Source organism: Vagococcus sp. WN89Y (assembly GCF_052220145.1).
Lineage (GTDB): Bacteria > Pseudomonadota > Gammaproteobacteria > Enterobacterales > Enterobacteriaceae > Kosakonia.
Genome location: NZ_JBQPOM010000028.1, coordinates 342,010 through 362,124 on the forward strand (window position 1 = coordinate 342,010; position 20,115 = coordinate 362,124).

The 20,115-nt window shown below is 49.5% G+C and carries 12 protein-coding genes; 7 read left to right on the forward strand and 5 right to left on the reverse strand.

The annotated features are described in order from the left end of the window. The first annotated feature begins 47 nt into the window (after positions 1-47). Together bla and guaD are read left to right on the forward strand one after the other, a co-directional pair. Positions 48-917 (forward strand): class A beta-lactamase, encoded by an 870-nt coding sequence (gene bla, locus ACTU3N_RS10205; protein WP_443086012.1) that lies wholly within the window; start codon positions 48-50, stop codon positions 915-917. Positions 918-1,156: 239 nt separating this feature from the next. After that, entirely contained in the window at positions 1,157-2,539 is a 1,383-nt protein-coding gene (gene guaD / locus ACTU3N_RS10210) for a guanine deaminase (RefSeq protein ID WP_443086013.1), read from the forward strand. Between the two features lie 52 nt (positions 2,540-2,591). On the opposite strand, the gene ACTU3N_RS10215 is transcribed toward guaD, so the two are convergent. Further along, entirely contained in the window at positions 2,592-3,059 is a 468-nt protein-coding gene (locus tag ACTU3N_RS10215) for a nuclear transport factor 2 family protein (protein ID WP_443086014.1), read from the reverse strand. 25 nt (positions 3,060-3,084) lie between these two features. Then, a complete protein-coding gene (locus ACTU3N_RS10220) occupies positions 3,085-4,011 on the reverse strand; it encodes a LysR family transcriptional regulator (protein ID WP_443086015.1) in 927 nt (308 codons plus the stop codon). A 101-nt stretch (positions 4,012-4,112) separates the two neighbouring features. Here ACTU3N_RS10220 and ACTU3N_RS10225 point away from each other — a divergent pair, with 101 nt between their 5' ends. The 5 genes from ACTU3N_RS10225 to ACTU3N_RS10245 all read left to right on the forward strand — a co-directional run bounded on the left by ACTU3N_RS10225 (position 4,113) and on the right by ACTU3N_RS10245 (position 17,575). Further along, positions 4,113-4,934 (forward strand): SDR family oxidoreductase, encoded by an 822-nt coding sequence (locus ACTU3N_RS10225; RefSeq protein ID WP_443086016.1) that lies wholly within the window; start codon positions 4,113-4,115, stop codon positions 4,932-4,934. A gap of 228 nt (positions 4,935-5,162) precedes the next feature. Continuing rightward, on the forward strand, positions 5,163-6,956 hold the full coding sequence (gene treZ, locus ACTU3N_RS10230) for a malto-oligosyltrehalose trehalohydrolase (RefSeq protein ID WP_443086017.1): 1,794 nt from the start codon (positions 5,163-5,165) through the stop codon (positions 6,954-6,956). Further along, positions 6,953-9,460: a malto-oligosyltrehalose synthase gene (treY, locus tag ACTU3N_RS10235; RefSeq protein ID WP_443086018.1), complete on the forward strand. Its 2,508-nt coding sequence runs from the start codon at positions 6,953-6,955 to the stop codon at positions 9,458-9,460. The genes treZ and treY overlap by 4 nt, the downstream gene beginning before the upstream one ends. A gap of 71 nt (positions 9,461-9,531) precedes the next feature. Beyond that, positions 9,532-11,610: a glycogen debranching protein GlgX gene (gene glgX / locus ACTU3N_RS10240; protein ID WP_443086019.1), complete on the forward strand. Its 2,079-nt coding sequence runs from the start codon at positions 9,532-9,534 to the stop codon at positions 11,608-11,610. A gap of 202 nt (positions 11,611-11,812) precedes the next feature. Then, the gene (locus ACTU3N_RS10245) at positions 11,813-17,575 is read left to right on the forward strand and encodes a hypothetical protein (protein ID WP_443086020.1); all 5,763 of its coding nucleotides are present in this window, start codon (positions 11,813-11,815) and stop codon (positions 17,573-17,575) included. 548 nt (positions 17,576-18,123) lie between these two features. On the opposite strand, the gene ACTU3N_RS10250 is transcribed toward ACTU3N_RS10245, so the two are convergent. From ACTU3N_RS10250 to ACTU3N_RS10260, 3 genes are all read right to left on the reverse strand, one after another. Further along, positions 18,124-18,327 (reverse strand): hypothetical protein, encoded by a 204-nt coding sequence (locus ACTU3N_RS10250; protein WP_443086021.1) that lies wholly within the window; start codon positions 18,325-18,327, stop codon positions 18,124-18,126. 29 nt (positions 18,328-18,356) lie between these two features. Next, positions 18,357-18,785, reverse strand: coding sequence for an ASCH domain-containing protein (locus tag ACTU3N_RS10255; protein WP_443086022.1), 429 nt, complete (start codon positions 18,783-18,785; stop codon positions 18,357-18,359). Positions 18,786-18,857: 72 nt separating this feature from the next. After that, positions 18,858-19,973, reverse strand: coding sequence for an endonuclease/exonuclease/phosphatase family protein (locus ACTU3N_RS10260; protein ID WP_443086023.1), 1,116 nt, complete (start codon positions 19,971-19,973; stop codon positions 18,858-18,860). Positions 19,974-20,115 lie beyond the last annotated feature (142 nt).

Consider the following 20,115-nt stretch of genomic DNA (forward strand, 5'->3'; position numbering starts at 1 on the left):
CTGCGTGATGTGCTTAGCTCAATCTTATCATTTACAGGAACATCTTCATGTTTTCATTCAGCAAGACACTCGGTGCAGCGCTGGTTTTATGCACATTAAACGCCCAGTCAGCGACTATCGACGCTGCCCGACTGGCTGGCGTGGCAAAACAGGAAGAACAATTACTGAATGCGCGGATCGGTATTGCCGTGATTGATACCGCTGATGGGCAAACCGTCAGTTATCGCGGTGATGAACGTTTCCCGCATAACAGTACGCACAAGGCGCTGCTTTGCGGTGCGCTGCTCAGGCAAGTGGATGAAGGTCACGTTGCGCTCTCTGACACCACCCAGTTTACCCAAAATCAGCTTGTGGATTATTCCCCGATCACTGAGAAATTTGTCGCCCCCGCGACCATAAACTGGCAACAAGTCTGTGCGGCAGCACTCGGTTACAGCGACAACACCGCCGCCAATCTGCTGATTACGCAGCTCGGTGGTCCGCAAGCAATCAATAACTTTCTTGCAGAAACAGGTGACAGTGTCACACACCTCGATCGCCTTGAACCTGAACTGAACAGCGCTATACCGGGCGATAAACGGGATACCACTACACCGGTTGCCATCAGCCACACAGTGCAAAAACTGGCGCTGGGCAATGTCCTCAAACCTGCATCGCGTGAACAATTAATTCAGTGGATGCGTGATGACAAAGTGGCGGACGCACTGCTGCGTTCCGTGCTGCCTGCGGGCTGGTCAATTGCCGATAAAACCGGAGCGGGGGCGTATGGCTCGCGGTCCATTGTCAGCATCGTCTGGCCGGAAAAGCGTAAGCCGCTAATCGTATCGGTTTATATCACGCAAACATCCGCAAGCATGCCGCAAAGTAATGAAGCAATTGCCCGTATCGGGAAAGCAATATTTTCTGCAAGCCAGTAAACTTCATATTTAATCAAGGTGTTCACTTTATGATAAGTATTAAGAATGAAAGCAGCGCATTACTGCGTATAAAATAAAGTGAACACCTGCAATGAGGCATTATTCGTTTCTGTTTCATTTAATATTGGTGCGAAAATCGCATGTTATGATCACACGTTGTGGTTATCGACAGCAAGGCTGGCGGGCCAACAGCGCTGGCAACGCTATGCTTTCATTTCATTGAAATATAGGGATATTTAATGAACAAACTGACAAGTCTGAAACCCTTTAAACAAGCCATCAGGGCCAGTTTTTTTACTGCCAGCTCGGCACGCGATATTGTTTTCAAAGAACAAGCGATTATTTTTTTAGATGACGCAGGTTATATCGTCAAAATTATCGAGCATACGCAGCGTGACTATTCTGAAATCGTTGCATATTTAAAAGCTGCAGGTGTTTTGCTCGAACATCCGCGGAGCGAATATTTATTACCGGGGTTTATCGATCTGCATATTCACGCCCCGCAATGGCCAAATCTTGGCAAAGCACTGGATCGTCCGCTGGATAAATGGTTGCAGGACTATACCTTTCCGCTTGAAGCAAAATACGCATCGGCCAGCTATGCCCGCAAGGTCTATTCCCACCTGGTCAAAACGCTGCTGGCGCACGGCACAACCACAGCGGTTTATTACTCATCCATTCATCATGATGCCAGCCTGGAACTGGCGAAAATTTGCCTGCAACAAGGGCAGCGGGCGCTTGTTGGCAAAGTGTCGATGGATAACCAGGATCAGTGCCCTGATTATTATTGTGAAACCTCGGTAAAAGAGGCCGTTGATGCATGCAGAAAATTTATCGATGCGTTACAAAAGCTGCCCGGCAATGAAAAAGGCAGGGTATTGCCAGTTATCACTCCGCGGTTTATCCCGGCCTGCACGACTGAACTGCTGGTAGAGTTAGGCAAACTTGCCCGCGAAATTGGCTGCCACGTTCAGACTCACTGCTCCGAAGGGGACTGGGAGCATCATTATGTGCTTGATCGCTACGGTATGACCGATACCCAGGCCCTGAAATATTTTGGCCTGTTAACCCCAAAAACAATTCTTGCGCACAGCAATCTTATCAATGAAGAGGATATGGGCTCCATCAAACAGGCCGGTGCGGGTATCGCCCATTGCCCACTCTCAAATTTCTATTTCGCGAATTGTGTATTTCCGCTACGTATGGCTCTGGATAAACAGCTTCATGTGGGCCTCGGAACGGATATCTCTGCCGGACACAGCCCTTCAGTTTTTGATGCCTGCCGCCATGCTATTACCGCAAGTAAGGCGCTCAATGATGGCGTGGACCCGGAACTTCTGGCAGCGCAACGCGGCCGCCCTGGCTCAGCCATTACCTTTAAAGAAGCGTTCTGGCTGGCAACCGGCGGTGGTGGGGAAGTACTCTCTTTGCCCGTGGGGCAACTGAAAGAGGGATTTCTGTTTGATGCGCTGGTGATTAAAACCAACTGTGCGGATTCCGATATTTTTATTAACGAGGGCGAAGATACAAGCCACGATGTCCTGCAAAAAATCATTTATAACACCAGGAGAAGTAATATTTCTGAAGTCTGGGTGAATGGACAAAGGGTAATGAATTCATAAGCCCGTTAACGTCGGAAAGGGCGCTTCCTTTCCGACGTTTTGCGACAGTCTGTTACAGACCCAGTTCGCTCAGGCCTGGGTGATCATCCGGGCGTCGTCCCAGCGGCCAGTGGAAAAGGCGCTCGGACTCCTTAATAGGCATATCATTGATGCAGGCGAAGCGACGTTGCATCAGGCCGTCCTCCGCAAACTCCCAGTTTTCGTTGCCATACGAGCGAAACCAGTTCCCGGAGTCATCGTGCCATTCATACGCATAGCGCACCGCAATACAGTTACCCTCAAACGCCCACAGCTCTTTGATAAGCCGGTAATCGAGCTCTTTTTTCCATTTTCGCTGTAAAAAAGCTTTCGCTTCATCACGGTTATTTGCGAACTCTGTACGATTACGCCAGCGAGTATCAAGGGTATAGGCCAGCGCCACTTTTTCAGCGTCGCGGCTGTTCCAGCCATCTTCTGCCAGGCGCACTTTCTCAATAGCGGTAGCACGGCTGAACGGTGGCAAAGGCGGGCGAGTATTCATATCTCAGTCCTTATCAAGGTGATGATTACGGGGAGGGCGAAGCATATGTCGGTTCAATTCGCCGCTTAGCCTCCTGAATAACAGCAATAAACGCTTTTAACGTTGCCGGTACCTGGCGATGCCCTGAATAATAAAGACACAGCCCGTCAATTGGCCGCGTCCAGCGCTCCAGTATGATTTCAACCTGCCCGGCATCAATCGCGCCACGGGCAAAGGGTTCAGGCACAAAAGCAATACCTAACCCCATCACCGCAGCCTCAACCATTAACGCGCTATTATCAAGACAAAGATTCCCCGGCACATCCACATTCAGTGATTTCCCGTTCGCCATAAACTCCCAGCGATAACGCGAGCCACCGGGCAATCGCTGGCAGATACAGCGATGCGCAAGTAAATCAGCCGGTACCGATGGCTCGCCTTCGCACCGGAGATAATCCGACGAGGCTATCGCGATAAAGCGAATGGTGCCGCCAAACGGTACTGCAATCATATCGCGCGGCACAGCTTCCGCCAGCCTCACTCCGGCATCAAAACCCTGGGCGATAATATCGACCAGACGGCCTTCAGTGAGCAAGTCCAGTTGTACATGCGGATTATCGTGCAGAAATTGCGGAACAACATGCCTGAGCAGCCAGCGGGCGCCGCCTTCATTACTGTTGATACGCAGGCTGCCGCGCAGTTGATGCGCCCCCAGGCGCGTCGTATCCAGTACCTCATCCAGATCGTGCAACAGCGGGAGCAGCCGTTGCTGCAATTGCGTACCTTCGGTGGTTAACGACACGCTGCGTGTGGTGCGATGCAGCAGACGCACGCCGAGCCGTGCTTCCAGCGATCGCATAGCGTGGCTAAGCGAGGAGCGCGAAAGGCCAAGCTCAGTGGCCGCGCGCTGAAAACTGCGGTGCTGTGCTACGCATAAAAACGCCTTCAAATCGGCCAGGCTTACGTTTTTCATTGTTGAAAAATTTTCACCACTTCATGCTGATTGTTGAGTCTTATCTTAGCATCAGGCGCGCACTAAGCTATCTCTTCACTGTTGAGTTAGCGGAGGCATCTATGAATACCTGGTTAATTACCGGCGCATCATCCGGCCTGGGACTGGCCATGACGCGAACATTACTGGCGCGCGGCGATAGCGTGGTGGCCTGTATCCGCCGCCCGGATGCGCTAAAAGATTTGCAAAATAAATATACCGACCGGCTGTTTATCTGCTGTTTTGATATGACCGACATCCCGGCAATGCGTCAAAGCCTGGAACATGCTTTTGCCACCTGGGGGCCAATCGAGCGGGTGGTGAGTAATGCAGGCTACGGTCTGTTTGGCGCGGCGGAAGAGGTCAGCGATGCCCAGATTGAGCGGCAAATTGCCACCAACCTGACCGGTTCCATCCAGCTGGTACGAGCCGTTTTGCCTTTATTGCGCGCGCAAAAAGGCGGGCGCATCATCCAGGTCTCCTCGGAGGGCGGGCAGGTAGCATACCCTAATTTCAGCCTCTACCATGCCAGTAAGTGGGGCATAGAGGGCTTTCTCGAATCGGTGGCACAGGAGGTCAAACCCTTTGGGATCGATATTATTATCGCCGAACCTGGCCCGACAGAGACCGGTTTTGGCATTGGTCTTGATCACGCCACACCGCTGGCGGTATATGACGATACACCTGCGGGCGAAATGCGTCGCGGCATCGCCAGCGGCAGTGTTGAAATCAAAGGCGATGCACAGCGCACCGTTGATGCCATCCTCTCCGTTGCCGATGCACCAGAACCGCCGCTGCGCGTCCCGCTTGGCAGTATCGCCTGGCAACATTTAACTGGCGTGTTATCCACTCGCTTAAAAGAGATTGAAGCACAGCGAGACAGGGCATATTCAGCCGATTGCTGACAGTGTGCGGCGTGGTTTTCACGCCGCCAGCTTACCCATTTTATACCGCCACAAATCGTGCTACACGCACGCCTTATAACATTGATTGAATCACTGTAACTTATTGACTCAGCATACTTAATCCCCACCACTAGCCCGTTTTACCGCACCTGAATCCTGGATGTGCCCCATCACATTCCGAATTAACGTCTATGATTGATTTTCATGACATCCTGGTGAGGTATTTGCATGGTAACTAAATCATTCGCTAAAACATGGGGTGCTGAATACATCGCTGAAGATACTGTTCGGTTCCGCTTATGGGCAACCGGGCAACATGCCGTCACCCTGAACCTTGCCGGTGAAAAAATTGCCATGAGCAGCGCTGGGGAAGATGGCTGGTACGAAGCCATTGCTAAAAATGTGGCAGCGGGGACGCAATACAGCTATTCACTTGCTGACGGCACCGTGGTGCCCGACCCCGCGTCCCGCGCACAAAAAGCCGATGTGGATGGCCCTTCGCTGGTGGTCAATCCTGAAGCCTATGCCTGGCAAAACACGCATTGGCAGGGGCATCGCTGGGAAGAGTCCGTGGTCTATGAACTGCATATCGGGACTTTCACCCCGGAGGGCACCTTCAGAGCCGCCATCGCAAAGTTACCGTATCTGGCGGAACTGGGCATCACGATGCTTGAGGTGATGCCGGTTGCGCAGTTCGGCGGCGATCGCGGCTGGGGTTACGATGGCGTGCTGCTCTATGCACCGCACGCTGCGTATGGCAGCCCGGATGAGTTCAAAGCATTTATCGATGCGGCACACGGTTATGGTCTGTCAGTCGTACTGGATATCGTACTGAATCACTTTGGCCCACAAGGCAATTATCTGCCGCTGCTGTCACCCGATTTTTTCCATCAGCAACGCCAGACGCCCTGGGGAGCGGGTATCGCGTATGACGTGGACGCCGCGCGAAAATATATCGTTGAAGCGCCACTCTACTGGCTTGAGGAATACCATCTGGATGGCCTGCGCTTTGATGCGATTGATCAAATCAAAGACAGCGCTCAAAAACATGTACTTATTGAGATAGCCGAACGCATTCGTGCTGAGGTTTCCGGGCGACCGATTCACCTGACAACTGAAGATTCTCGCAACGTTATCTTCCTGCATCCGCGCGAAAAAGACGGCGCGGCCCCGCTGTATACCGCCGAGTGGAACGATGATTTCCACAATGCGGTGCATGTCTTTGCCACCGGCGAAACGCACGCGTATTACGCCGATTTTGCCCATCAGCCGGAAAAATTACTGGCGCGAACACTTACCGAAGGCTTTGCCTGGCAGGGCGAATTTTCGCCCCATAGTGGCGAGAAGCGAGGGGTTGATAGCCGGGGTCAGCCGCCGGTTGCCTTTGTTGATTTTATACAAAACCACGATCAGGTCGGCAATCGCGCACAGGGAGAGAGGCTGATTGAACTGGCGGGCGTCGGGCGCACCAAAGCCCTGTGCGCCATGCTGCTGTTATCACCGCATATTCCGCTACTGTTTATGGGCGAGGAGTACGGTGAAACGCACCCGTTTTTATTTTTTACCGATTTTCATGGCGAACTGGCCCAGGCGGTGCGCGAAGGGCGGGCGAAAGAGTTTCAAGGGCATGCGGGGCATGCAGAGAAAAGCGTACCCGATCCGAACGCCCGCGAGACGTTTGAGCGCTCCCGGCTAAACTGGGCAGAGCGCGACAGTGAAGAGGGCAAGCAGTGGCTGGCACTGACGCGCCAACTCCTGGCGCTGCGGCAAAAACATATCGTGCCGCTGCTGGCTACCGCGACCACGCAGCACGGCCAGGTAGTAAAAACCGCGCCGGGGTTTGTCTGTGTGCGCTGGGATTTCCCGCAGGGCACGTTATCGATGGCGCTTAATATCGCCAATCATTCGCAGGCGCTACCCGAACTCCCTGGCGAGACGGTATTTTCCTCAGGGAATGCGGGCCATGAGCTGGCGCAAAATGCTGTCATTGTTCGCCTGGCCGCCAGGGAGGTAATAAAATGATCCCGACCGCAACATACCGGATCCAGTTTCGCAACGGCATGACCTTCGATCGCGCCGCAGAGCGGATACCTTATCTCAAACAACTTGGTATCAGTCATCTTTATGCTTCCCCCATTTTCACCGCCACCAGCGGTTCGACGCATGGTTATGACGTCACCAACACAAATGAAATCGATCCGGACATTGGCGGGCGTGAAGGTTTCGACAGACTGGTGCGCGCGCTTAAGCAAGCCGGGTTGGGCCTTATCCTGGATATCGTGCCTAACCATATGGCGGCATCCATGGAGAACCCCTGGTGGCTCGATGTGCTTGAATATGGCGAAAAAAGCCGCTACGCACACCATTTTGATATCGACTGGTCACGCCGCCTGACGCTGCCTTTTCTGGGGGATTCGTTCGAGAACGCGCTGGAAAAGGGCGAGATAAGTATCAAACGCTCCCCTGAAAGTGGTAAACCTGCGCTGGCCTACTATGAAAGCTTTTACTCTCTGGTACCGGAAAGCTGGGAAGGGCGCGAAGAGGCAATTTTATCCCTGAGCGATAAAGCGAAAATTGCGCAGTTGCATGACCAACAACCGTGGCAATTGCTGTGCTGGCGGGATGCGGCAAGCAACCTCTCTTACCGGCGCTTCTTTGAAATCACCGGGCTGGTGGGCGTCAGAGTGGAAGATGAGACGGTTTTCGACGATAGCCACCAACTGATCCTTGAGCTGGTACATAGAGGTGCCGTCGACGGGCTGCGTGTGGATCATATTGATGGTCTTGCTGATCCAAAAGCATACCTGGATCGCCTGCGCCAGAAAGTCGGCCCGGCATGTTATATCACCGTTGAAAAGATCCTCGGCCACGATGAACAACTCCCGGACGACTGGCCCATTTCTGGCACAACTGGTTACGAATTTATCGATTCGCTCTCCGATGTGCTGGTCGATGATGAAAAAATTCCGCAGCTGCGCAGCGCCTACGTCGAAAACATCGGCAAGGACGTTGATATGAAAGCAGAGTTGCGGGCAGCCAAATTTTTGATGGTCGATCGTAATTTCGCAGGAGAATTCAACCGGCTATTAGCGCTGGCACAGGAGATTGCCGCAGCAGAAAACGCGTCGCTGCATGACGCCAACATCCAGCAGGCGCTGCGGGAGCTGTTGATTGCTTTTCCGGTATACCGCACTTACGGAACTGAGCAGGGGATGCCGCAAGCTGACCAGGCGTTGCTACGTCGTGTGGCTGATAAGGTCAGACATGGCGCGTTTGCGCCTGACAGCGCGGCGCTCGAGTTCCTTGTCAACGTTCTCACGGAGGAGGTGTCCGATGCTGCTCGCGCCAATGCGGCTGTTTTCCGTACCCGTTTTCAGCAGTTGACCGGGCCGTTGATGGCGAAATCAGTGGAAGATACGCTCTTTTTTCGCCAGAACATGGATCTTGCGCTCAATGAGGTTGGGGCGGAACCTTTGCCTCGCGCGTTCTATCTCAACCGTTTCCATAGCGAAATGAAAACCCGTCTTTTGCAGCAACCCGATGCGCTTTCCTGCACCTCGACCCATGACACCAAGCGTGGCGAAGACGCGCGGGCACGGTTGTATACCCTGACCGAAGCCCCACAACTCTGGGCGCAATGCGTCAAACGCTGGCAGCAGATGAACGCACAGCAGGTTGTTATGCTGGAAGATGGCGCCGCGCCGAAACCTGAGGTGACATGGATGATCTTTCAGGCGCTGGCAGGGGTGTGGCCGGTTTCGCTCAAGCCTGATGATACCGATGGCCTGGCCGCGCTTGAAGAACGCTTCGTGGCGTTTATTGAGAAAGCGCTGCGCGAAGCAAAGCTGCGCACCGACTGGGCCGGGACCAACGATGCGTATGAAAACGCCGTGCTGGATTACGTGCGCCATCTGCTTAGGAATCAGGCTTTTCTGGCGGATTTCACCACCGCACTGCAACCTTTTATCCATGCGGGGCTGGTTAATAGCCTGACGCAGACCGTCATAAAACTCACCGCGCCGGGCGTGCCGGATATCTACCAGGGAAGCGAAGCGCTTAATTTCAGCCTGGTCGATCCGGATAACCGGCTTCCACCTGACTTTTCGGCGCTGGAGCAACTACTGGCCGAAGACGATAAATCCGTGCTCTACACACCGCAAGGGTGGCTGAGCGGGCAACTGAAGCAGCATCTTATCGCAACCCTGCTTACACTGCGCCAGCAAAAAGCCGCGCTGTTCCGTCGTGGTTATTATGTGCCACTTAGCGCCAGCGGGGCGCAAGCAGACAACGTTATTGCTTATGCGCGGGTGGGCGAAGAGGAGGCGTTGATTGTTATCGCTCCGCGCCTTGTTTTTGGCATCTCGGACGATGGTACAGGTGTCATGCAGGCTGAGATAGCCATACCTGAGGAACTGATAAATCGCCGTTATCGCGACATGCTGAGCGGCAAAGAGATCGAATTGACGGCGCGTTATGTGCCGAAGTCTGCCGGAAACTTCTCACCGGTAATATTAATAAGCACATGATTTTGTTGGTATACGTAGGTCAATAAACAGTTGTTTATGTGAGAGTCCCGTCTCGGGATAAAGAGGGAGATATGTCAAAAAGAAAGCCTTTTCAAATATTTGCAGGGGATTGCCATCTTCTTGGCGCAAATTACGACGGTGAAGGCGTCAATTTCGCACTCTTTTCAGCCCACGCCGAGCGCGTGGAGTTATGCTTGTTCGATCCGGTGAGCAAAAAGGAGATTGCCCGCTTAGAGCTACCTGAATATACCCATGAGATTTGGCACGGTTATGTCCCTGGCCTGAAACCGGGCGCGCTTTATGGCTACCGTGTGTATGGCCCTTACGATCCGGAAAACGGGCATCGTTTTAACCCCAACAAACTGTTAATTGACCCTTATGCCCGCGAGCTGGTGGGTGAAATCGAGTGGAATGACGCGCACTTTGCCTATGATCTTTATCACGAAGATAAAGATCTGAGCTTTGATGAGCGTGACAGCGCACCGTTTACCCCGAAATGCCGGGTTATCGATCCGCACGAGTTTGCAGGCAAAGCTGACGGTAACCGCCCGGTTGTGCCGTGGCCCCGAGTAGTTATTTACGAAACGCATGTCAAAGGATTCACGCAACTCAACCCGGCCATTCCTCCTGAACTACGCGGCACATTTGAAGGCATGGGGCATAAAGCCACGGTGGATTACATTAAAAGCCTGGGCGTCACCTCCGTGGAGCTGTTGCCGGTGCACTGGTTCCCGGACGATCAACATTTGCTCGATAAGGGGCTTAAAAATTTTTGGGGTTATAACTCGCTCGGATTTTTTGCGCTTGCCTCACGTTATTACGGGCCGAAAGGGATGCAGGGCTTTCGCGACATGGTGCGCGCCTTTCATGATGCCGGAATCGAAGTCATCCTTGACGTGGTGTATAACCACACGGCAGAGGGCAACGAGTTGGGACCAACGCTTGCCTTCAAAGGCATTGATAACTTCTCCTATTACCGCACCATTGCCGATCAGCACCGTTATTACATCAATGATACCGGTACGGGGAATACGGTAAACACCTCGCACCCGCGCGTGCTGCAAATGGTGATGGATTCCCTGCGCTACTGGGCCAGCACGATGGAAATTGACGGTTTCCGATTCGATTTAGGCACCATTCTGGGACGTGAACCGCAGGGCTTCGATCAGCGCGGCGGTTTTTTTGATGCCATGACGCAAGACCCGTTGTTGTCCCGGTTGAAATTGATCGGCGAACCCTGGGACATCGGGCCTGGCGGTTATCAGGTGGGGGGATTCACGCCTGGCTGGGCGGAGTGGAATGATAAATACCGTGACACCGTGCGTGAATACTGGAAGGGCGATAACGTCTCAACCGATTTTGCGGCCCGCCTGCTCGGCTCCGGCGATCTTTACGACACTCGTGGCCGTCGCCCCTGGGCAAGCGTCAATTTTATCACCGCGCATGATGGCTTCACGTTGAACGATTTGGTTTCGTATAACGAAAAGCATAACGAAGCGAACGGCGAAGATAATAATGATGGCCACAATGATAACCGGTCATACAATTATGGTGTCGAAGGGCCGACTGATGATGAGGGCATCAATATTGTGCGCGAGCGTCAGAAGCGCAACTTCCTTGCGACGCTGTTTTTCTCCCACGGCACGCCGATGCTACTGGCGGGCGATGAGTTTGGCCGCAGCCAACTGGGGAACAATAACGGTTATTGCCAGGACAGCGAAATATCCTGGGTGCACTGGGAGAATTTACCGGCGAGCGCCGAGGCACTACGCGAGTTTACCCGCAAAGTGATTAAACTGCGTCATCAGCAGCCTATATTACGCCGCGAAAACTGGCGTGATGGCATGGAAATTAAGTGGTTCAACGCAGGCGGCGGCTTTCAACAGCCGGAACAGTGGGAAGAAGGCTCAACGCTCGGCGTCTATCTTGGTCGCAGCGATCTGCAGGATAAAGCAGGGATCTGGCACGATGTACTGATACTGTTCAACCCCTTCGAGGGCAATGTGCCGTTTCGCATTCCTCAGTTTGGCGAAGGCGGCTGGGTTCTGGAACTTTCAACATCTGAAAAAGCGGAACGCGGTATCGTCATTAACCGGGAAAAAGATTACGACCTCGAAGGCCGCAGTCTCGCGCTGTTCATAAGGCAGTAATAAGCAATAAGGAGCGCAACCCGCTCCTTATTTTACCTGTTTTTCACAACCTTCCTGGCAAATAGCGAACCACAACAAAATAATTAATTAAAACGTTTCGTGACATATTTAAGCAGGCAATACCTTTATATTCGAAAATAGTCTTCCACCCGAAGATATAATCTATAAATCCTTCACGAATAATTAATAAAGGAAAGATGCCATGCCTGTTTCTTTACCTGGGTTCGCCTCTTACAATGATTTTATAAATCTGTTTTTTCCGTTAAAAAATGAGCAAAATAAATATTTTTATAGTCAGCGCACATTCACGCTTGATGAATCATGCTTCTGTACCAAAGAGGCACCTGAAACGCTTGTTCCATTTACCGAAGATTGCCGCCGCTCCGTACAGCAGATGGTCTGTCAGTATGCGGATTTAAAGCAAAAACAATTTATTCTGCAAGTGCTACTCAAGGGGCTTCCTGTTCTGCCAGTTGAGTTAATCAATGCCGCATACAGTTTATATAATGCAATTATACATAAAGAAAATATTGATATCGCCGTGTTAAACACGCTCGGTCTGGCAACAAGTCATCTATTAGCCGAGGGGAATATAATTTCTCAACTGGCACAGTTTGCCCGCGAGACGATTATCGACTGGGCGGGAGAGGGTTTTATTAATCAGTTCCTGAATATTGATGAAAACAGTCCCAACGGTTCACTTTTTACCGCGCTGGCAATCACGGCAATTACGCTGAAATACTGGATGCGCGCTCCCCTGGCCCCACAAAGACGTTTTTTGCAACTGCCGCCTTATCTGGCAAATTTAGTTATCCGTATCAGTAATTATTGGCAACAGATCGATTCAATGGCGCAACACGCAACAGCACATTGCCAATTGCCAGCAGCCAGCGCAGGCAAAGATTATTTATGCATTCAGGAAAACGTTCCTCATCAGCAGCCAAAAGGTTTAGTGTTGCTGGAGCGCGATGCGTGGTCGTGTGCAGAAGCGCCAGCCAGGCAATTAAACGACTGGAAACCGCTGGACACATGCCAGTTCTCACTTTCCGCTGCCACATTACAGCAGGTGAGAGAAGAGGGCGTAGTCGCCTCTCGCCGTGCCCTTTCACCGGATGGCACAGAGCAGCCGGTCTCGTCAGGGAGCAGCGATAAAAGCCTGGCGGCTGCACTGGTGCTGCCCACTGTTGCAAGCCTTGGCTGGCGTGGCGCAGGGCAGGCGGCGCTGGGCACCTCGGTAGTCGCCCTTATGGGGTATGCCTGGTATTCGATGTTCGGTAGCCAAAAACCACACGATCTCACGCAAGAACAGGCCGATCTGAGCGACATATTTGATGATAACGAGCGAACGGTGTTGGAAAACTGGCTCTTAAACACTATCGCTACGCAATCGGAAAACCATACGCGGCTCCCTATCAGCGAATATGGATTTACTAAAGCCGATCACGAGGTTTACGAGTCAGAAGAAGAGGTCCATACAGCTGAATTGCTATCACCTCCTGTGGGCAAAGTAAAACGAGAAACCGGACAGGAAACGCTATCACGACGGGATTACTGGTCACGTCGAGAGCAACAGCTTGCGACCGGTTCCGCGGAAATACCGCTGCTGGCACTACTCAAATCCGGCCCTCAGGCTCATCAAAATTTTAGTCTGGCTGCGCCACGAGAAAGCTTTCCCCTTGCTGATGCCTGGTTTACGCGGATGGATCAACTCGCTATTGAAACATTTAGCCCTCCTTTTCAGGAGAAACTTCTGGCAGCATCTCGCGCAATTTCCACCGACAGAGCTCTATTTCCTCCTGAGGCGAGTCTGCCGGTGGCAACATGGCTGCACCTGGGAAAGTATTATGAACTCTTTTATAAAAAAATTTTGCATGACTGGGCGAAGATACTATTGCGCATGGATAATAAGCAGTCTGTGGAATACGCTTACGCCGCACGCAATACGGGTTCGATAATAAAAAATCTCAATAGCGACTGGAATAACAATGCTATTGAGCCATCGGCACTGCGCGAGTTAATAAAACAAAATAATAATCTACAGAAACGCCATATTCAGTTAAGCGTATTTACTGCGCATGAAAACGAGCGTATTGGTGAGGCATTAAAAAATCAAACAACATGGCCAGACCAGGGTATCGCTTTTAATGAGTTTCTCTGGGATAACTACCCTATACCCTGGCTGGATAGTATCGACATGTCGAAATTCACCAATGACTATAAAAGTATTATCAAAAGCTTTATTGATTCAACAATTCTTTCCTGGGAGGGAAATAGTGACGTAATTAATGTCGTTAATTTTTATGCAGGAACCAGTATTCTCACCGCAGGGCGAATTCGTGATGGGCTAAAAAATAACAATATAGCACAAACTTATAATTATGCTGTGCTGGATGAACAGCTCAGGCATATAATCAGGGAAAACATATCAGGATCATGGCGCATAAAGGAGCAAAATAAATACTTAAGTGATTATAACAAAATCGTATTTGAACTAGTGCCGCTGTGGTGGAGAAAAAAAGAGCAACTTGATAATAACCGCATAAGGGAAAAAACAAACGTACCGATACTACCTCTCCCGGCAAACGAAACCACAACAGATTTAAAATGGATTAACTGGAGGTATGTTCGCAATAAAGCAAAAGCCGCCGGGGCTTTACCTACAGAAAGATTCAATGCCGAAGTCTATACTCAGCAAAAACTGAAAGCGGCACTGGAGGAGACGGTCGATAACATGATTTATATTGCGAAGAGGGAAATTCTTAACCCCGAGCAATTTATTGAGTCATGGATAAAAACAACGTTAAAATATTACAGCCAGAATGACAAATACAATTCAGCATCGCTTTTTAATGTCGACTTCCCACGCCATCCTGATGAAGAAATAAAGAGTTTTGATGGTTTTGGTGGGAAGAACAGACCGCCTAGGGTTTATAGTCTGCAGCAAATTGTCAGAGGAATTCATCGGGAATACGATCAAAAATACAATACTAAGTCGCGTATTTTCTGGCCAGACTCATTTTCTTCATCACTACGAGAACGGCTTGAAAATGGCATTAGTGGAGAAATAGATAAACATATCGACTCGCTCTTTATAGATGACAGGCAAGCACTACGAGATCTCTATCGAATTATGATCAGAAAGTCAGCCTTTAATTACCTTGCAAGGAAAAACGCCATCCAGTCATCTGATGACTATCATGATATTTTTGCTAATGCAATGGCGATGTTTTTACAAGGTAAAATCGAAGCGCAAATAGTGCGTTGGTTTGGCGTCCCGTTATCGGGGGTGATTTTCATCCCGGCGAACAAAGCCGTACTCGGTGGGTTAAACGGTTTGCAAATAGGTGTTTTTTTATCAGTATGGGATAATGATTATTATGAAGCCACCTGGCCAGGCTTTGTAAGAACAATCCTTGCCGGAAAAGAAGAGATAAAAACCCGCAATAAGCTGGTTATTGAAAGTCAAAAAGAGTTCCATGACTTTATGTCCAGATATCGAACAACCCGGGCGGGCCGCAATCTGGAACAGGTAAACAATGCTTTCGGTTATCATTATACCGACTCGATGCATGGTACTAAAAATTTAATTGCTCCATTTACATTCATTACACCCCCTGCATCAGAACTTACCGAACGCCTAATCAGTTTGTACCATGAGGATATTAAGGATCTTTACGATACCGCTATTTTTTCCGATGCCGAGCTAACACGTTCAATTATTTACGAACGCCTTAATGCCTTGTCCATTGTTTCTGGCGTATTGTTGATGGGGGCAACATTAATTATTGGCGGGCCTGCATGGGTTTGGGTGCTGGCATCGATTGCGACATCATTATTTCTGGATATCGTTCCGCATGCTGTGCTTTATTCGCAGGCTGATAGCGATGATGAACGTGAAGTTTATATTCAGGCGATGGTGATGGCTGTAGCCATTGAAGTCGGGACAAATATTGTCTCCGAAGTTGCCGGTCCTCTAATTAAAACAGCAGCAAGACGCCTCACTCGTTTAGGTAGCACGGCTTTTCGTACCACATTGCCACAATGGTTTCAATTTACGAAAACAAAGCTCGAAGATACGCTCACCAGGAATGGACTGAGAAAATTAAAAAGGCCCGCGACGAAACCTTCAACTCTTAGCAAGGAATCCCGGCACGACCTTGATGAAATGATCCGCAAATTTGATAATCTGCCCGCAAACAATGGTGCGTTTGAACCCATTGCAGGCAGCTCAGGAACATATGTTGCCCACGGTATGGGCCGAATCACGGATTTTCTCTTTCAGCAAGAGCGTCTTTACGATATCAAGCAAGCGTTGGAATTATTAAAATTTAAAACACGTTATCGGGTAATCACAGAATGGGAAGACATCAAATATAATTTAATTCGCAATAGATATACTGTAGTCGGAGAAAGAGAAACAGACAGGGTAGTCATCAATATAGTTACACATGGCAAGGACTATTCCTGCATTTATGTTCCAGAAGATGAATGGCTTCGCGATATGATTAAGAAAGGTGAAAGAAACGACCTATTAATAACCTATGCGGATTTCGATTTGCCAGATCAGATTGCCAGGAAAAACTTAGCACTTGCCGAAGAGAAATCCTCAATTTCACCAGCTAATTATCCGAAACATGGCCGCCATATCTATGTGCCTCAGGCATGGCAAGAGAAAATGACGTCCTTTAAATTCAAGTATGAGGATATCCAGAAAGTACTGGATAATATAGATGTCGAACCTTTGTCAAAAAGTATCCGTGAGGGTATCGAAAGTAATCCCAACCTGCAAAGCGAACTCAGTAAAATTCCTCGTCTGGATCCTCCTCCTATGGGGAAATCGGGTAATGAAGCAATCGATAAAGCAATGATACGTGCCCATTACTTACGCAATACGGGTACAGATATTGAAAAATTCTACCCACTCTCAAAGTGGATGCCACTAATGGACGCGCCCGAAGCATATATTAGTAAATGGGATAAATTAGTAACAGATTTTCTTGAAAACTCCAAAGATATGAAAATCGTAAAAAATAATTTTATTTTACTTAAGGAGGCGGGCGGGGCGGGTATAGTGAACCTCTCGCAAATCGCAAAAATAGAATCCGAATTCCTCCAGTTACATTCGACAGCGGAAAAACTGGCAGTATTATTGATGCAAGCGAAAAATAATCCTATGATCCGCGAGAATATTCTTATTACGCTGGCTCGTTTTGTCAACTCAACCAATCCGCGTATTCTGGGCGAGTCATATCAGCGACTTGATGTTCTCGCAGAGCGTTTGTACAAAATCGCGAATTATCATGTAGTCGAGCAGCAATTAGCGCGTGTTGTTCCGATGACGCCTTTTACACCAATGACAATGCAGGCTTTTGTTCTGGCACAGGATCCTGCCGCACGCATAATGATCCTCCTGCCAAAATTAATGCAGCAAGCGGATATCGCCAGTTTGCTTATGCATGAAATGAGCCATCTCGCTACTCATAGTGATGATTTCAGCTATCTCAATCAGCTCACTACCGGCTTTACCAAATTGCCGGAACATCACGCTTCATTTGGGCAATACGCACTGGAAAAGGAGAGCGCTTATGCCGCTCTCGGTCAGAAACAGCTCTTTATTGATGCCTGGAAGCCTAAGGATTTTACTCCACTTACCGAGCTGGATCGTGCACTTGCACAAGCCAGGGTAAGAGAGCATCCCATGCTTGGCGCGTATGTAAAAATGAACAATGCGGATTCGCTGGTGATACTTGTGAACGCGCTGATGGAGCAGTTTGATTATAGCCACAACGGCCAGGTAGCAAAAGGGGTCGTCGATGAGCGCACATGGAGTATCAACCTGGCGTCATCAAAAACCGGCAGAAAAAAACGGTCAACCAGGTCTGACGAAGATATTTATTATCATCAGTTTCGGGAAGATGTTCTTGCGGCAATGTTTTATCAGATTTTAGGTTCTGCGCAAGAATAAAGACAATAGATGAATGCTCGCGCTGAAAACGATTGCGTGGAGAACGCGAGCATTTTTTAAAAAGAAAATATGGATGTACTCAATCCACTCCAGGAGTTGTTGTACAATTTTCTTCCTTATCATAATGTCCTCACTGGTTCCTGTGAAATATCATCCTTATACAGTTACCAACATTACACATAACGAACGGCAAGAAAAGATAAGGGAAGGGTAAGCACAGCAATGATTGTGGGCAGTTCAGGGTTATGAGCTAAGTGCCTATCTTGCCGTAAAAATCAAATTTAACATAATGCACATTATGCGCACTAAAATAGAATCTGGTTAATTATGTTGGTTTGCGGTCATCCTTGGTGTCATCCTTATTCTGCTCGCTAATGGCTTCTGGACGTTCTTTCTCCGGCAATCGACTCACATCATTGAGCAACGTCAGACAGCACAACGAGGCTCAACCTTACAAAAGTAACAGTCTCAATTTTATCATCTCCGACTCATCGCCAATTTTGCGGCAAACAAGAGAAACAGACAGCCCATGGTGCGGCCCATCCATTTCACCACTGCAGGCCTTTGCAGATCCCCGCTGCATAACGAGTAGCGATAATAAGCATCAGCGACCACAGCGTACCGATCAACACATGGATTGCGACAAGCAGGAATGTCCAGCCGACGGGAGAATGATCGGCTGGGATAAATTGCGTTTTGCAACAAAAGTGAGAAATAATGAAAGTACGGCAACCCGAAAGAAGCAACATCATTGTTATTTCAGCCGCTCAGAGGGCTTCGTTTACAATGTATTCTCCGGTGTGCATAAACTAACCAGCCGAAACTCTTCGCCAACCAGTTCCATATCCTCGGCAAAAGTCCCTTCCCGGCTAAAAAATGCCCGGTGCGCGTTTTGCCAGTATGCCAGGCTAAGGTCACCCTCTCCCTCTTTTCGCGCAAAATCCTCTGTCACTTCAGAGAATTTCATCAACTGCAGCGAAATTAATCGGATAACGCAAACAGGCTTTTGTTGCCCGTCGAGAATAATATGAAAACTGCCGACGCTCGGCGGATTATTTTCTGAAAGATATGACACCAAAGAACCACATGACGCGGTTTTTAACCCTTTACTGACCAATTCTGCCAGCTCATTTGCCAATTCCGGGCTATCGCCAAACGCCCATGCCTGAGCGCCAGGATATTTTGTTTGTAAATACTCAACCGATACCATTATGCATCCTTTCAATTAATTACCAGACCCTGAACCATACACGCTGCGCAAAAAAGGTCAAATTCCGTCCACTTATACATCAAGTTCCACCCAGACAGCCGCATGATCGGAGCCTGCATTGACCGGTTTTTTCAGCTCCGGATAGATTTCCCACTTCGCTGGCCGCACACCGGGCCACATGCCTTTGCGAAACACACCGCCTTTTTTCACCTTCGCCCATAACGCTGGCGACAATAAAATATAGTCAATTCTATTGCTGGCATTACAGTTTCCCCAGGTACCAGGATAACCGCCATCATCAAAGTTTTTATGAAGAAAAACATCCTGCAAATCGGTTTGTTGCAATAAAGGTTCCAGCGCCTTACTTTCAGGTGTGTCGTTAAAATCACCCATAATAGCGATGTATTTGTATCCGTCTTTAATCCGCTGCTGATATATCTCTTTTACTCGCTGCGCCTGTTTTTTTCGCCGTGCATCGGAACTGCCCTTCGAACCATAACCTTTACTTTTAAGATGATTTACCAGCACATAAAGTGCTTCACCACCTCCTAAAGTAAGGGAAAATTCCGGGCAATCACGCGAGAAAATCAGTTTACCTTCAGCGTCTTTATCATCGACATGACTGCGTATTGTTCCGATGGGAAACGCCTCTCTGGTCATCAGGCCGACATCGATCCCGCGCTCATCATTACCATCAATAACCATCACATGTGCAAAAGGCTTGCCATTTCGCGCGGGAAGAATTTCAGTATTGAAGGCCAGCAAAGCCGGGCGGCTCTCCGCTTCGACGACAGCCAGGACATCCGCCTGCAAATCAATCATGACCTGCGCCGTCAGGTTCATTGCGACTTCATTGACAGGCGCCTCGCGCAGCTCAAGCGAACCAACCCAGTCAGCGCGCCCCTCGGCGATAATTTTGAGCTGGCTGCCATCCGTCGGCCTGGTCAACAACTTCCCCCGGTTACGGCGAAGAATAACAAACGGACCCGTATCGGACTTACGCAGCCCAAGTTCGTTCATCAGCACCACCATTTTCTCTTTCATTTCCGGGGTATAAACAATTTCGCCAAGCAGTTTATTGAGCGCAGCAAAAGCCTCAAGAATAGGCTTACCCTGCTCCCAGCTCTCCTGGTTCATTGCTTTTGCGCGATCAAATAAGTTCTCAACGTTGTAGGATGCCAGGCGCATAGCGCAACCCTCTTTGCCAGCGAATGAATAAAAGTGTGAATCTACAATAGTGTGGTTTCACTACGACAAAGAAATGATTTTATTATGACCAGCCAGCTAATTATTTTTAACGAATTCTGTTATGAGTCGTATTCAAATTCCC

What these genes read in the sequence shown, in the direction of transcription:
- bla (WP_443086012.1), top strand. Translation starts at nt 48, where the DNA reads ATGTTTTCATTCAGCAAGACACTCGGTGCAGCGCTGGTTTTATGCACA.
- guaD (WP_443086013.1), top strand. Translation starts at nt 1,157, where the DNA reads ATGAACAAACTGACAAGTCTGAAACCCTTTAAACAAGCCATCAGGGCC.
- ACTU3N_RS10215 (WP_443086014.1), bottom strand. Translation starts at nt 3,059, where the DNA reads ATGAATACTCGCCCGCCTTTGCCACCGTTCAGCCGTGCTACCGCTATT.
- ACTU3N_RS10220 (WP_443086015.1), bottom strand. Translation starts at nt 4,011, where the DNA reads ATGAAAAACGTAAGCCTGGCCGATTTGAAGGCGTTTTTATGCGTAGCA.
- ACTU3N_RS10225 (WP_443086016.1), top strand. Translation starts at nt 4,113, where the DNA reads ATGAATACCTGGTTAATTACCGGCGCATCATCCGGCCTGGGACTGGCC.
- treZ (WP_443086017.1), top strand. Translation starts at nt 5,163, where the DNA reads ATGGTAACTAAATCATTCGCTAAAACATGGGGTGCTGAATACATCGCT.
- treY (WP_443086018.1), top strand. Translation starts at nt 6,953, where the DNA reads ATGATCCCGACCGCAACATACCGGATCCAGTTTCGCAACGGCATGACC.
- glgX (WP_443086019.1), top strand. Translation starts at nt 9,532, where the DNA reads ATGTCAAAAAGAAAGCCTTTTCAAATATTTGCAGGGGATTGCCATCTT.
- ACTU3N_RS10245 (WP_443086020.1), top strand. Translation starts at nt 11,813, where the DNA reads ATGCCTGTTTCTTTACCTGGGTTCGCCTCTTACAATGATTTTATAAAT.
- ACTU3N_RS10250 (WP_443086021.1), bottom strand. Translation starts at nt 18,327, where the DNA reads ATGATGTTGCTTCTTTCGGGTTGCCGTACTTTCATTATTTCTCACTTT.
- ACTU3N_RS10255 (WP_443086022.1), bottom strand. Translation starts at nt 18,785, where the DNA reads ATGGTATCGGTTGAGTATTTACAAACAAAATATCCTGGCGCTCAGGCA.
- ACTU3N_RS10260 (WP_443086023.1), bottom strand. Translation starts at nt 19,973, where the DNA reads ATGCGCCTGGCATCCTACAACGTTGAGAACTTATTTGATCGCGCAAAA.